The following is a 12977-nucleotide window of genomic DNA, read 5'->3' on the forward strand; positions in this document are numbered from 1 at the left end:
CACGCGCCGGACACCGGCCACACCTTCGCCGCGGGTGGCGTGGAGGAGGTGGGTGCAATGGTGTCACTGCGAATCGCGTGTGTCGGGTTGCTGGCGCTTTCGGCGTGTTCCTCGTCGAGGCCCTCGGTGGTGAGGGCCCCCCGGCAGGAGGCCGCGCCCGTCGCGACCTTCCCGGACGAGGGAGGCACCTACGGCTACCGCGCGGAGGACCCGGTGCGGGTGGGCTGGGGCAACCCGGGCATCCTGGCCTTCTTCGAGCTGCTGCGCGGCCCCCAGGGGCAGCGCGTGGCCTGGAAGCGACTGGGGCCGTGTGACGAGGGCCCCTCGCGGGAGTACGCGGACCTGGTGATGTTCGAGGTGAGCTACGACGGCCTGGGGCTCCCGGTGCGCATGTACCTGGACCCCAACCACGGGGCGTCCATCCGCGCGCCCCGGGGCTTCACCATCGAGGGCCTGTCCTCGCGCGACGCGCCCCAGACGCCCGAGGACGTCATCGAGCTGTAGTCGCGCGAGGCGTCGGGCGCGGGTGCTCGGCTACTCCAGCGACGGCGCCTCGTCGCCGGGGATGAGCACCTTGCGCGCGAGCGACACGGGCAGGCCCAGCTGCAGGAAGCGGTCGTGGAAGTCCTTCAGCACGAACTTCTTGCCGCTCGCCTCCAGGTGCTTCTTGTAGTCCTCGCGCAGCTTCAGAATCTGCATGCGGCCCAGCGCGTAGTACAGGTACGTGGGGTTGGAGGTGCCGCGCTCCACCTCGCGCAGCGCGGGGAAGGGCTCGAAGTAGGCAATCTCCGCGTAGCGCTTCGCCACGGCCTCCACCGGCTCGTTGTACACGTGCAGCGCGAGCGCGGCGTACCAGCGCGCGTGACGCTGGAGCGCGCGGCGCAGCTGGCCCAGGCGCACCGCCGGGTCACCCTGGCCCAGGCCCTCGTCCACCATCATCTGCTCGGCGTAGTGGGCCCAGCCCTCCACCACGGAGGCGGGGGTGAAGACCTTGCGCACGTCGGTGGGAATCTTCGCCCCGTAGAGCAGCTGCACGAAGTGGCCGGGCATGGCCTCGTGCACGGTGATGCCCAGCAGGCCCGCGCGGTTGAAGTACGTCAGGTGCTGCGCCTTCTCCTCGGTGGACCACTCCGCCTCCACGTTGGTGATGTTGTAGTAGGCCTCCTGGGCCTTGCTCTCGAAGGGGCCCGGCGTGTCCATGGACGCGAAGCCCAGCCGCTCGTACGGGGGCGTCTCGCGCACGGACGGCAGCGAGTCCGAGGGCAGCGTGAGGATGTCCTTCTCCCGCACGAAGCGCTGCAGCTCCACCAGCTGCTGGCGCGCCAGGGGGATGAGCTCCTCGGCCTGCGGGTGGTCCTTCACCAGGGCGGCCATCACCTCCGCGGGGGACTTCGTCGGGTCCACCTTGGCCGTCTCGCGCGCCACCCAGGCCTGGTACTCGCGGATGGCCCGCTCGTTGATGTCGCGCAGCTGGTCCGCGTTCAGCGTGATGTGCTCCTCCAGGGCCAGCTTCTTCTCGAACCGCTCGCGGCCCAGGCGGAAGTCACCGGTGGCGCGGGGGAGCAAATCCTGCTCCAGCCACGCGGTGAAGGCCTCCATCTGCTCGAGCGCCTTGGCGCGCGCGGCGTCGAAATCCTGGCGCTCGGCGGGGGGCAGCTTGTCGGCGCCCTGGGCCTCGAGCGCGCGAGGCAGGTCCACGCGCAGGTACACCTGGGTGCCGCGCGCGTCGCGGATGGCCTGCTCGGCCCACAGGCGGGGCACGTCCTGGAGGTTCGCCTTGGCGGCCTCGAGCACGCGCGGGATGTCGTTCATGCGCGAGCGCATGTCCATCATCCGCTCGGACAGGGGCGCGAAGTCGCGCGAGGACAGGCTGGACAGTCCACCGGAGACGAGCCCCACGTAGGCGCCCGGGTTGCGGCGCCAGACGCGCTCCTCTTCCAGCTCCAGCAGCTCCGCGCGGATGGCGTTCTCCAGCACCACGCCGTCGACGGCGTCGTCACCGGTGAGGGCCGAGCAGTTCACCTGCTCCAGCCGGGTGAGCCAGCCGCGCAGCGCCTCCGCCTTCCGGTCGAGCGCGACCTGCGAGACGTCCTGCAGGTGGGCGTCGTGCTTGTGGAAGCCCAGGCGCGTGGCGCGCACGGGGTTGGCGGCGGAGAACCAGTCGAGGTACTCGCGGATGAAGTGGGAGTAGGCGGTGGTGGCCGCGTGCGAGGGCGTGGGGAGGGAGGACGCATCCCTTCCTTCCTTCGGGCGCGAGGCGCACGCGCAGACACTGGCCAGCAGGACGACGGCGACACGGATACGCATGAGGGCTCTCATCGAGATTGACGGGCCCCAGTGTCCGCACTGTGCGCCGGAAGAGGTAGGCGGAAACAAGGGCAGACGTCGGAGGCCGTCCTGCGCTCAACCCGCCACGTCGCCCCCGAGGTCACGGTTGACCGTGTGGTGAATCACCCTTGCGTGTCCGCGCCCGTGGGTCCGTCGTGCGGCGGACGCTCGCGTGCCTGGCTGCGTTCTCGTCGTGACGACGAAGCGAGCCCCTCACGAGGCGCGAGCCGCCTGGCCCCTCGAGGTCCGCGCGAGCGCGAGCACGTCCTCCACCTCCCAGTGGTCATCCGCGTGGCGTCCCCGATGGAGCGCGAGCACCCGCCCCGTGGCATCCAGGAGGAAGTCCGCGGGCAGCCCCTGGGCCCCGCCTTCCCCCGCGAAGGGATTCGAGGGGACGGAGGCCAGCCCCTTCACGGCCGCCAGCATGGCCCGCGGATGGAGCGCTGAGACCCGGGACTGCTCCACCCCGAAGTGTCGGTACCAACGACGCTCCGGGTCCGGCACCACGGGGAAGGGCAGGTCCCCCTGATAGGGGCGCATGGACGCCTCGGTGGAGTGGAAGAACGCCACCGGGTGGACCCCCTCCGCCTCCAGCCGCTCCCGGGCGGCGGCGAACCTGCGCACGTGCAGGTTGCAGATGGGGCAGCCCGCGAACCGCCGGAACTGCAGGTGCGTGAGCGCGCCGGCGCTCCGCAGCGGGAGCTCCAGCGAGCCCTGGGTGAGCGTGGTGACGAGGAAGGGGGCGATGACCTCGCCGACCTGGAGATGGGAGCGCTTGTTGGAGTCCATTCGCGCAACCTAGCGACGCGGCGCTCCATCGCGCTGCTTCATCTCCGACATGAGCATCATGGCATCATTCGATGATGCGCTTCGACCGCCTCGACCCCTCGCACCTCCACGCGCTGCAGGTCCTGCTGGAGGAGCGGCACGTCACGCGCGCCGCCCGGCGCCTCGGCATCAGCCAGTCCTCCCTGAGCCATCGGCTGCGGCGCCTGCGTGAGTCGCTGGGTGACCCCTTGCTGGTGCGCTCGGGCCCGGGGCTCGTGCCCACGCCGCGCGCGGAGGCCATCGCCCCCCGGCTCACCGAGGCCCTCCGGGCGCTCGAGGCCGCCGTGAGCCTCCCGGCGGCGTTCGACCCGGCGACGTACACCGGGGCGCTGACGCTGGTGATGCCGGACCTGTTCGTCCCCGTGCTCTCGAACCTCCTCGCCGCCCTCCAGCGGACGGCCCCAGGGCTGAGCCTGCGCGCGCGGCCCCTGTCTCCGGAGCTGCCGCGACTGCTCGCCGAGGGCCCGCTGTGCCTCGCGCTCGCGCCCTCGCACTTCGCGGACGCCACCACCCACGCGCGACTGCTGGCCGAGCCACGGTTCGCCGTCGTCGGACGCCGAGGCCACCCGGCGCTGCGCCAGCGCCTGACGCTCTCGCGCTGGCTGGCCCACGGGCACGTCGTCGTCCATGTCGGCGGCGAGCGGGTCAACCCCCTGGCGGAGCTGCTCGCGCGCCAGGGGCTGCGGCGGCACGTCGCCCTGGAGGCGCCGTCGTTCCTCTCCGGACTCCAGGCGCTGGCCCACTCGGACCTGCTGATGAACGTCCCCATGCCGCTCTTCGCTGACGCCATCCGCGCGCTGGACCTGGAGACCCGCCCACCTCCCATCGCCCTGCCGCGCGTCCGCTTCGCCATGCAGTGGCACGAGCGCTTCCAGCACGACGCCGCGCACCGGTGGGTCCGGGACCAGGTCTTCTCGGCGGTCCGCCCGCTGCTCCACAAGCCCGGCGCATCCCCGGGCGCGCGCGCAACCTGAGCGCGCGGGCCCACCCGGCTCCCTGGCCGCCCCGTCCCATCGGGCGATGCCCGCGAGGGGTGCGCTCTCCAATGTGCGGGGACCCGATGGGCCGGAGGGCCGCCGCATGTCCACGCATCCTCAGCGACAAACCTCCCACGCGCGCCCTCTCGCCCGCCACCTGCCCTTCCTCACCTGGCTCCCCGCGTGGCGCCCCAGCTCGCTCAAGCGCGACCTGGTGGCGGCGCTCACCATCACCGCGCTGCAGATACCGGAGGCCATGGCCTACGCGGAGCTGGCGGGCGTCCCACCACAAGCCGCCTTCTACGCCGGCCCGGTGGCGCTGGTGCTCTACGCCCTGCTGGGCACGTCGCGCCAGCTCGTCGTCGCCATCTCCGCCACGGTGGCCGTGCTCTCCGCGTCCACGGTGGCGAGCCTCGCCGAGAGCGGCACCCCGCGCTTCATCGCGCTGACGGCCGCGCTCGCGATGCTCGCCGGGGTCATCTCCATCCTGGCCGGCGTGCTCAAGCTGGGCCGCATCGCCCAGTTCTTCTCCGACTCACTCCTCACGGGCTTCGTCTTCGGGCTCGCGCTCGTCATCGCCATCAAGCAGGTGCCCAAGCTGCTCGGCATCCAGGCCGGGAGCGGCAACTTCTTCGAGCGGCTCTGGGACCTCGTCACCCACCTGCCGCAGACACACCCGCTCACGCTCGTCGTCGGCGCGGTGAGCCTGGGGCTGTTGCTCGTGCTGGGCCGCTGGGTGCCGAAGCTGCCCGCGTCCCTCGTGGTGCTCGTGCTAGAGCGCCGATCAGGTTATGGCGAGGGAGCAGGCAAGCGGTAGGGGATCGACTCGGGCTGTGGTCGCGTGATCAGGTCGCCACCTTCGGAGGTGGCGCATGGAACGCTGGAAGCCGGCTGTGGAGCAGAGCGCACGGGAGCAGCGCCTGCTGAAGCTGGCGGGGAAGAGCAGGAAGCTTTTCGTCTTCCTGCGCGAGCATCGGCACGAGTTGTTCGACGAGGCCTTTCAGGACGAGCTCGAAGCGATGTACCGACAGACGGGCCAGGGACAAGAGCCGCAGCCGCCCGCGATGATGTGCATGGCGCTGTTGGTGCAGGCCTACACGCAGGCATCGGACGCCGAAGCCGTGTGCCTGTCGGGCACTGACAGCCGGTGGCGGATGGTGTTGGACCGACTCGGCGCGGACGAGGACGAGCCCGCCTTCTCCCAGGGCGGGCTGCAGCAATTCAGGGAGCGACTCATCGCGACCGAGATGGACCGCCGGCTGCTGGAGCGCACCGTTGAGGTGGCGAAGCGGACGAAGGGCTTCGACCCGAAGAAGACGCCGAAGACGCTGCGAGTGGGGGTGGACAGCCGCCCTCTGGAAGGGGCCGGGCGGGTTGAGGACACCATCAACCTGCTCGGCCACGCAGGCCGCAAGGTGGCCGAGGGCATGGCGCTCGCGCTCGGCACCGACGTCGAGGAGGTGTGTCAGCAGGCGAATGCGCCGTTGCTGATGGCCAGCAGCATCAAGGCCGGCCTCGACATCGATTGGAGCGCGCCCGACGCGAAGCTCGACGCACTCAATCGCCTGTGCCGACAGCTCGACCGTCTCATGGCCTGGGTGGCGAAGCAGTCGAAGTCGTGCGTCGCGGCTCCACTGACGCGCTACATCGAAGCGCTCGCGCAGGTGAAGGCGCAGGACCTTGAGCCGCGTCCCGAGGGCGGAGTGCAGATTCGGCAGGGCGTGGCGGCCGACCGTCGCATCTCAATCGAGGACCCGGACATGCGCCACGGGCGCAAGAGCAAGAGCAAGCGCTTCAATGGCTACAAGCAGCACGTCGGCACCGACCTCGACACGGAGCTCGTGGTGGCCTGCGCCGTGACGCCGGCCAACCGACCCGAAGAGGAGGCGACGGGGGCCCTGCAGGAAGACATGGCCCACCAGGAGCTCTTCCCCGACGTCCTGCTCATCGACAGGGCGTACCTCAACAGCCCCATGACCGAAGACGTGCTGGCCAGCGGCGGCGACGTCGTCTGCCGGCCGTGGCGTGGAGCCAGCGCGAAGCCCGGACTCTTCGGCAAGCGCGACTTCAAAGTGAACATCCGCGACGGCACCATTACGTGTCCTGCTGGCGAGGTGGAGCCCTTCGAGCCCGGCGCCGTCGTGCACTTCGACCCGGAAGCCTGCGGACCGTGCAAGCTGCGCCCGAGTTGTACCCAGGCGGCGTCCGGCAAGGGGCGCAGCGTCACGATGGGCGACGACGAGCGGCTCCAGAAGCGCCTTCGCTCACGTCTGCAGTCGCGCGCAGGCCGTGCACAACTCCGCGAGCGTGTCGGTGTCGAGCATCGCCTGGCACATCTCGCCAACCGCCAGGGCCCGAAGGCCCGTTATCGAGGCACGCGCCGCAACCTCTTTGACCTCAGGCGACTCGCGGCCGTCCAAAACCTTGAGGTCGCCGCTCGCTACCAGCGCGCGGCGTGACCTAACCTGTTCGGCGCTCTAGGCACCGCGTGCATCGGCCTGCTGGGACTCCAGGGCCACGGCGTGAAGGTGGTGGGCGACATCCCCTCGGGCCTCTCCGGTCCCGCGATTCCCGACGTCGGCTTGAAGGACCTGCTGGGCCTGCTGCCGGGGGCGTGCGGCATCGCGCTGGTCACCTTCGCGGAGGCCATCGGCCCCGCGCGCGTGCTCGCGTCGAAGCACCGCTACGAGGTGGACGCGAACCAGGAGCTCATCGGCCTGGGCGCCGCCAACCTGGGCGCCGGGCTCTTCCGCGGGCTCTCGGTGGGCTGCAGCCTGTCGAAGTCCGCGGCCAACGACGCGGCCGGCGCGCGCACGCAGATGCCCAGCCTGCTCGCCGCGGCGCTGCTCGCGCTGGTGGCGCTCTTCTTCACGCCCCTGTTCCGCACGCTGCCGGAGGCGACCCTGGCCGCCATCGTGGTCCTGGCCACCGCGGGGATGATGGACGTGAAGCAGATGCGCCGCCTCTTCACGCTGCGCCGCACCGACTTCCTGCTGGCCATGGGCGCGCTGCTGAGCGTCCTCGTGCTCGACGTGCTCCCCGGGTTGATGGTGTCGGTGGGGCTCTCGGTGGCCTTCCTCGTGTGGCGGGCGAGCCAGCCCCGGCTGAGCGAGCTGGGCCGCGTCCCGGGCACCCTGGACTTCGCCGACATCCACCGCCGCCCGGCGCCCTTGCGCGTCCCGGGCCTGCTGATACTCCGGCCGAACGAGGGCATCTTCTTCGCCAACGCCACCGCGCTGCGCGACGCCGTCATCGCGCACGTGGACCAGTCGAGCGCGCCCGTGCACACGGTGCTGCTGGACCTGGAGGTGACGGCGGACCTGGACGTGCCCGGCGCGGACATGCTCGGTGAGCTGAAGGAGTCGCTCGACCAGCGCGACATCACGCTGATGTTGTCCCGCGTGCTCGCGCCCACCCAGGCCCTGCTGGACAGGACCGGGGTGACGGACCGCCTGGGCGACGGGGACCTCCAGCCGCAGACGCTCAACGGCGTCATCGAGTACCTCACCCGCAGGGCCCACCACTCGGAGGAGGAGTGGGCCCTCATCCGGGATGGGCTCCACCGCCTGGGCGAGCTCGTCGATGAGGCACACGACTCCTCGGAGGATGAGGCGGAGCGCCGACGGCTGGAGCAGCTGCGTCGCACCCTCGCGCGGCTCGACACGTCCCACGGCCCTCCGAAGTGACGGCGGCTCAGCGCGGCGGGTCCTCCTTCTGCTCCCCACGCAGCTCGCGCATGATTCTGCGGCGGTGGAAGACGCGAATCTCCAGCAGCCCCACCAGCCAGCTCGTCACGGAGATGCCGGGCGCCACGCAAGCGGCGAGCAACGGGTTGCCCAGCGCGGCCTCACAGCCCACCGCCGCGGCAATCCAGATGGAGGCGGCCGTCGTGATGCCGAAGATGGCGCTCCCCCGCTTGAGCACGCTCGCCGCGCCCACGAACCCGATGCCGGAGGCCACGCCCTGGATGATGCGCAGCGCCTCCCCGGGGGTCGCCATCAGGTTCGCCCCGGAGGTGCAGAAGAGGGCGGCGCCCAACGTCACCAGGTAGTGCGTCCGGACCCCGCCCGGCCGCTTGCGGTACGGCAGCCCCAGGACGATGCCGGCCCCCCCGGCCACGAGCAGCCGGACCAGAATCTCTCCACTCCCGAACTCGGCCGCCATCCCTGACTCCTCGCGCGCCCGCTCAGAAACCGATGGCCGGAAGCGGTGGCATGGGCCCTCCGTCGAGCGCCCGCTCCAGCGCCTCGGCGTGACGCTGAAGCAGCGGGCCCACCCCGATGCCCTGTCCCGCCGCCCGCTCCGCGACGGTCGGGATGGAGCGCAGCAGCTCACGCGCCGCGGACCGGTCCTCCGCGTCCCGCGCGCGCTGCCCCACGGCCGCGGCCAGGCGCATGAGCCGCAGCGCCACGGTGGGCTCCGAGGCGCCATAACGCAGGAGCGGCTCCGCGACCGACGCCAGGTAGTCCCGCAGCGTGGGGCCGTGCAGGAACACGCGCGGCGTCCCGGCGTCGTCCGCCAGCACCCGGGGCCCCAGGCGCATCGGGCTCAGCTCGCACAGGAGGAACGTGAGCTGGTCCAGCGCCTCGACGGCGGTGTACGGGTCATTGACGCCAGGGGACAAGGCTTTGAGGGCCACGTCCACCAGCTGCCGCACGCCCAGGGCGATGTCCCGGTCCTCGTCCCGCCAGTGGTCCAGGCGGATGGCGCGGCCCATCGCCTCCACCAGCTCCCGCCGCGAGGGGGGCCCTCGGGCAGGCTCCACCTCGACCTGGCCGACCTGCTCCCCCCGAATCACCGGCTCGCCGATGGCGCGCTCCAGATGGATGACCCAGCGCTTCGTCGTCGCCACCTCCAGCAGGGCCTTCGCATCGACGGCGGCGATGAAGCCGTCACCAGGGCTTCGCAGCGGCATCGCCACCGCCGCGCGAACACGCGCGGGAGGTGCCGCCTCCAGGTCCCCCTCGCGGAACCGCTCGAGCTCGCGCGCGACCGTCAGCGTCTCCTGACGCACCCGCCGGACCAGGTTCTCCACGCGCATGAGCTGGAAGGTCTGGAGCACCTGGAAGACGAGCGCCCCCTCGCAGGCGATGAGCAGCAGCATGGCCAGGGCGAGCGCCGGTCGCGGCATGCGCTCCAGCCCCGAGACGAACCCGAACTCATGCGCCGCCACGAGGCAGAAGACGCTCGTGGCCACGAACACCGGGATGACCACGCGGATACCAGTGCCATGCAGATACAGACGCAATAGACGTGGCGAATACTGCCCCGCGGCGTTCTGCACCACGAGCATGGACAAGGACAGCACGATGCTCAGCGAGGTCAGCGCGATGCCCAGCACCGCGGAGAGCATGCCGCGCGCCTCGGCGGCCGTGGCCCGCCAGGCCGCGCCACTCAGCAGGCGGGGCAGGAGGGTCGGGGAGGGCTCCACCAGGAGCACGGCCAGACAGGCGCCGAGAGCGGCTCCCACGACGGGCGGAATCCAGGACTGGTGACGCACCCGTCCGCGCAGGGGCAAGGCCTCTCGCGGCCGGGCCCGCATCCCTTGCCCCGGCCGTGCCTCCGCCCGCGCAAACGCCTGTGCGCCCGCCATGTGCGTCACCTCCGTGCCATGCGCCCCGCCCCTGCCCGACCCCAGCCCCTCTTCGTCGAAGCTGGGCCCCCACGGAGGCGGGCACAACGCGGGCCCGGCCCGCGAGACGAGCGTCCGCACCGCCCGTGAGCGCCCCATGCCTGCCTCGACGAGCCCCACCACCTGGGAGGCGGCCTCGCGGTAACACCTCTGCCCACCTCGAAAGCGGGAGCACACCCCTTCCCTCGCGGCGCGCCCGTGGATACCTGGAGCGTGTTGGGTGGCAAGGAGGCGCCAGAGGGCCGGCTGGCGCCTCCGCTCTCGCCCCCGGGACGACCGGACGGGCCCCGCGCCCTGGCGGCGTGCATTTCCAGCCCCCTCCACCGTCCCGGGATGAGATGAGGCCCCCGCCGAGCCACCCCGATACGTGGCCGCGCCAGACGCGTGCGGCACGCCCCGGGCTGGGCTAAGCGTCCCGACGTGAGCCCAGGCTCCGCGCCGGGCCGAGACCCGGGGCCGCTCACCTGAGGAGGAACCAAGCGATGTCCGACGTCGTGAAGAAGAAGCGCCGCTGGCCGTACGTGCTCGGGGGAGTCTTCGCGCTCCTCGTCGTCGCCGTGCTCGTGGTGCTCTGGCGGCTCGACGCCATCCTGCTGAAGACGGCCAGGGAGCAGGCCGCCACGTATTCGCAGAAGCTGGGCCGCCCGATTGAAATCGGCGACATCTCCACCCAGCTCTTCCCCAGCGTGGGCGCGGTGGTGAAGGACGTCTCCATCGGCGCCGCGGAGGGCGAGGACCTGCCGCTCGCGACGCTCGCCAAGGTGGACGTCAGCGTGGCCGTGGGCCCGCTGCTCTCCTCGAGCGGCAAGGACATCCAGGTAAAGAACGCCGAGGTGTCCGGACTCACCGTCAACGTGGTGCGCCTGGCCGACGGCACCACCAACGTGCAGCGCCTGCTCCAGCGCCTGGAGGAGCAGTCCCCTCCCGAGGAGGAGAAGCCCGAGGAGGAGTCGAAGCCCACGGACCTGTCCGGCGTGCACGTGGAGCGCGCGACGCTCACCGACGGCACCATCCGCTTCGTCGACCGCGCCGGGGGACAGGGCGCGCGCGAGCTGGCGGTGAAGGACCTGGACGTCGAGGTGAAGGATTTGCGCGCCGGCAAGCCGCTGGTGGTGGACCTGGCCGCGGCGGTGCTCGCGGAGAAGCAGAACCTGAAGCTCTCGCTGCACGCGGCCCCGCTGCCGCCCACGCTGATTCCCACGCCGGAGCGCGTGACGCTCAAGGCGGAGAAGATTGACCTGTCCCCGCTGGGTCCCTTCCTGCCGCCCGACGTGGGCCTGCAGGCGGGCACGCTGGACGCGGACTGGAAGGCGGAGCTCGGCGGCGCGGTGCCCGGTGGCAAGGGCCCCACGCGGCTGGTCGGCGCCATCTCCGCGCTGGGCCTGCGCTTCGCGGGCGCCGAGGGTGGCAAGGCGCTGGACGTGGTGCTCGACACGGACGTCGCCGGAGACCTGGCCACGGGGGACTTGTCGCTCGACAAGCTGAAGCTGGACCTGGGCCCGGCGAACATCACCGGCAAGGGCCGCGTGAAGGGCATGCTGTCGGACACGCCGTCGGTGGAGGGCTTCGAACTGGTGGGGCGCGACCTGGACCCGGCCGTGCTCGCCGAGTACTACCCGCCGCTGAAGAAGCAGCTCCAGGGGATGATTGCCGGTCCCATCGGACTGGACGTGCGCGCCAGCGGGACGCAGGCCGCGCAGGCCATCAACGTGTCGGTGGACCTGACGCCGGTGCGCCTGCGGGTGCCCGCGCAGCTCACCAAGGACGCGGGCGGCGCCATGAAGCTCACCGCCAGCCTCACGGGCGCGGCGGCGAGCGGCGGCGCGCTGAAGTTCGACGCGAAGGCGGACCTGTCCGGCGTGGACCTGCGCCCGGGCCTGCTGGTGGACAAGGCCCCGGGCCAGCGGATGGAGCTGGCCGCGGCGGGCACGTACGCGCCCGGCAAGGGCGGCGTGGGCATGAAGGTGGACGTGCCGAAGATGACGGCGAACCTCCTCCAGGACACGGTGACGGGCAGCGCGTCGTTCGCGACGGCGGGCACGGGCAAGAAGCAGACGACGACGTTCTCCGCGGACGTGAAGGCGAACAAGCTGGACGCGGACGCGCTGCTGTTCGACGAGCAGGAGCTGGCGGCGCGCAACGGCGGCACGGTGCCCGCGCCCGGGTCCGCGGAGCTGCCTCCCGAGGACCCCGCGCGCTTCAACGGCTACCGGGGCGACCTCCGCTTCGCGGTGGGCACGCTGCGCTACACGCAGATGGACCTCACCAACGTCACCGGCGTGGTGAAGATGACGGACGACCTCATCACCGTGGAGAAGTTCTCCTCGGGCGTCTTCGGCGGGAAGGTGGTCGCGGACGGGACGAGCATCCGCCTGGGCCCCGCGGCGCCGCAGCGCCCGTTCGAGGCGAAGGTGAAGGTGGAGGGCGTGCAGGTGGCGGACGCCATCGCGCAGGCCACGCCGCGCAAGGTGATGACGGGCACGTTCAACGGGAACGTGGACGTGAAGGGCATCGGCTACACGCCGGAGAAGCTCAAGGAGACGCTGCTGGGCGGCATCAGCGGCAACATCCTGGGCGGCACGCTCCTGGGCAAGGACCTGGTGTCGTCCGTCTCCGAGCCGCTCGCCAAGGCGCTCCCCTTCGCCTCCAAGGCGCTCAAGAGCAACGAGGTGACGTCGCTCAGCGAGAACCTGCCCTTCGGCGTGCAGATCAAGAACGGCGTCGCGCAGCTGTCCAAGCCCATCACGTGGACGCGGCCGGAGGCGGCGATGAGCTTCGACGGTGGCATCAAGCTGGACGGCACGCTGGACCTCACGGGCGCGGTGGCGCTGACGCCGTCGACGGTGAAGACGCTGACCTTGGGCAAGGTGACGCCGCCGTCGGACATCCCGGTGGGCCTGAAGTTGACGGGTCCGGCGTGGAAGCCCGAGGTGACGGGCGTGGACGTGAAGCCGGCGGTGACGACGTTGGCGAAGCTGGCGGCGTCCTCGCTCGCGGGCAACCTCATCGGCGGTGAGCGCGGCAAGCAGGTGCAGCAGGCCATCGAGGGCGGCGAGGAGAAGCTGCGCGCCGACGCCGAGGCGAAGCGCAAGGAGATGGAGGCCAAGGCCGAGGAGGAGAAGAAGCGCCTGGAGGCCGAGGCGAAGAAGCGCGCGGAAGAGGAAGCCAAGAAGCGCCTGCGCGGCATCTTCGGGAAGTAGCGCTCCGAGCGC

General features: G+C 71.5%; 10 protein-coding genes. 6 read left to right on the forward strand and 4 right to left on the reverse strand.

The annotated features are described in order from the left end of the window. The first annotated feature begins 57 nt into the window (after positions 1 to 57). A complete protein-coding gene (locus VZQ01_RS18545) occupies positions 58 to 504 on the forward strand; it encodes a fibril protein (RefSeq protein WP_426748526.1) in 447 nt (148 codons plus the stop codon). 30 nt (positions 505 to 534) lie between these two features. Here the strand turns inward: VZQ01_RS18545 and VZQ01_RS18550 are convergent, their stop codons facing one another. Both VZQ01_RS18550 and VZQ01_RS18555 read right to left on the reverse strand, forming a co-directional pair. Further along, entirely contained in the window at positions 535 to 2307 is a 1773-nt protein-coding gene (locus VZQ01_RS18550) for a DUF885 domain-containing protein (RefSeq protein ID WP_223752079.1), read from the reverse strand. A gap of 234 nt (positions 2308 to 2541) precedes the next feature. Continuing rightward, complete coding sequence (locus VZQ01_RS18555) at positions 2542 to 3117, reverse strand: peroxiredoxin-like family protein (protein WP_426748527.1); 576 nt, start codon at positions 3115 to 3117, stop codon at positions 2542 to 2544. A 71-nt stretch (positions 3118 to 3188) separates the two neighbouring features. Here VZQ01_RS18555 and VZQ01_RS18560 point away from each other — a divergent pair, with 71 nt between their 5' ends. From VZQ01_RS18560 to VZQ01_RS18575, 4 genes are all read left to right on the forward strand, one after another. Continuing rightward, the gene (locus VZQ01_RS18560; RefSeq protein WP_426748529.1) at positions 3189 to 4130 is read left to right on the forward strand and encodes a LysR family transcriptional regulator; all 942 of its coding nucleotides are present in this window, start codon (positions 3189 to 3191) and stop codon (positions 4128 to 4130) included. Between the two features lie 106 nt (positions 4131 to 4236). Next, positions 4237 to 4950 (forward strand): SulP family inorganic anion transporter, encoded by a 714-nt coding sequence (locus tag VZQ01_RS18565; RefSeq protein WP_426748530.1) that lies wholly within the window; start codon positions 4237 to 4239, stop codon positions 4948 to 4950. Positions 4951 to 5005: 55 nt separating this feature from the next. Further along, positions 5006 to 6592 (forward strand): IS1182 family transposase, encoded by a 1587-nt coding sequence (locus tag VZQ01_RS18570; RefSeq protein ID WP_408891322.1) that lies wholly within the window; start codon positions 5006 to 5008, stop codon positions 6590 to 6592. 63 nt (positions 6593 to 6655) lie between these two features. Continuing rightward, positions 6656 to 7819: a SulP family inorganic anion transporter gene (locus tag VZQ01_RS18575; RefSeq protein WP_426748531.1), complete on the forward strand. Its 1164-nt coding sequence runs from the start codon at positions 6656 to 6658 to the stop codon at positions 7817 to 7819. A gap of 7 nt (positions 7820 to 7826) precedes the next feature. Here the strand turns inward: VZQ01_RS18575 and VZQ01_RS18580 are convergent, their stop codons facing one another. Together VZQ01_RS18580 and VZQ01_RS18585 are read right to left on the reverse strand one after the other, a co-directional pair. Beyond that, complete coding sequence (locus tag VZQ01_RS18580; RefSeq protein WP_223752083.1) at positions 7827 to 8297, reverse strand: MgtC/SapB family protein; 471 nt, start codon at positions 8295 to 8297, stop codon at positions 7827 to 7829. Between the two features lie 22 nt (positions 8298 to 8319). Continuing rightward, positions 8320 to 9603: a DUF2254 domain-containing protein gene (locus tag VZQ01_RS18585; protein ID WP_426748532.1), complete on the reverse strand. Its 1284-nt coding sequence runs from the start codon at positions 9601 to 9603 to the stop codon at positions 8320 to 8322. Positions 9604 to 10247: 644 nt separating this feature from the next. On the opposite strand from VZQ01_RS18585, the gene VZQ01_RS18590 reads away from it, so the two are divergent. Continuing rightward, positions 10248 to 12965: an AsmA family protein gene (locus VZQ01_RS18590; RefSeq protein ID WP_426748533.1), complete on the forward strand. Its 2718-nt coding sequence runs from the start codon at positions 10248 to 10250 to the stop codon at positions 12963 to 12965. Positions 12966 to 12977: the final 12 nt, after the last annotated feature.

This window comes from Myxococcus faecalis, from assembly GCF_050039385.1.
In the GTDB taxonomy this organism is placed as follows: domain Bacteria; phylum Myxococcota; class Myxococcia; order Myxococcales; family Myxococcaceae; genus Myxococcus; species Myxococcus fulvus.

What these genes read in the sequence shown, in the direction of transcription:
- VZQ01_RS18545 (WP_426748526.1), top strand. Translation starts at nt 58, where the DNA reads ATGGTGTCACTGCGAATCGCGTGTGTCGGGTTGCTGGCGCTTTCGGCG.
- VZQ01_RS18570 (WP_408891322.1), top strand. Translation starts at nt 5,006, where the DNA reads ATGGAACGCTGGAAGCCGGCTGTGGAGCAGAGCGCACGGGAGCAGCGC.
- VZQ01_RS18555 (WP_426748527.1), bottom strand. Translation starts at nt 3,117, where the DNA reads ATGGACTCCAACAAGCGCTCCCATCTCCAGGTCGGCGAGGTCATCGCC.
- VZQ01_RS18550 (WP_223752079.1), bottom strand. Translation starts at nt 2,307, where the DNA reads ATGCGTATCCGTGTCGCCGTCGTCCTGCTGGCCAGTGTCTGCGCGTGC.
- VZQ01_RS18565 (WP_426748530.1), top strand. Translation starts at nt 4,237, where the DNA reads ATGTCCACGCATCCTCAGCGACAAACCTCCCACGCGCGCCCTCTCGCC.
- VZQ01_RS18580 (WP_223752083.1), bottom strand. Translation starts at nt 8,297, where the DNA reads ATGGCGGCCGAGTTCGGGAGTGGAGAGATTCTGGTCCGGCTGCTCGTG.
- VZQ01_RS18560 (WP_426748529.1), top strand. Translation starts at nt 3,189, where the DNA reads ATGATGCGCTTCGACCGCCTCGACCCCTCGCACCTCCACGCGCTGCAG.
- VZQ01_RS18590 (WP_426748533.1), top strand. Translation starts at nt 10,248, where the DNA reads ATGTCCGACGTCGTGAAGAAGAAGCGCCGCTGGCCGTACGTGCTCGGG.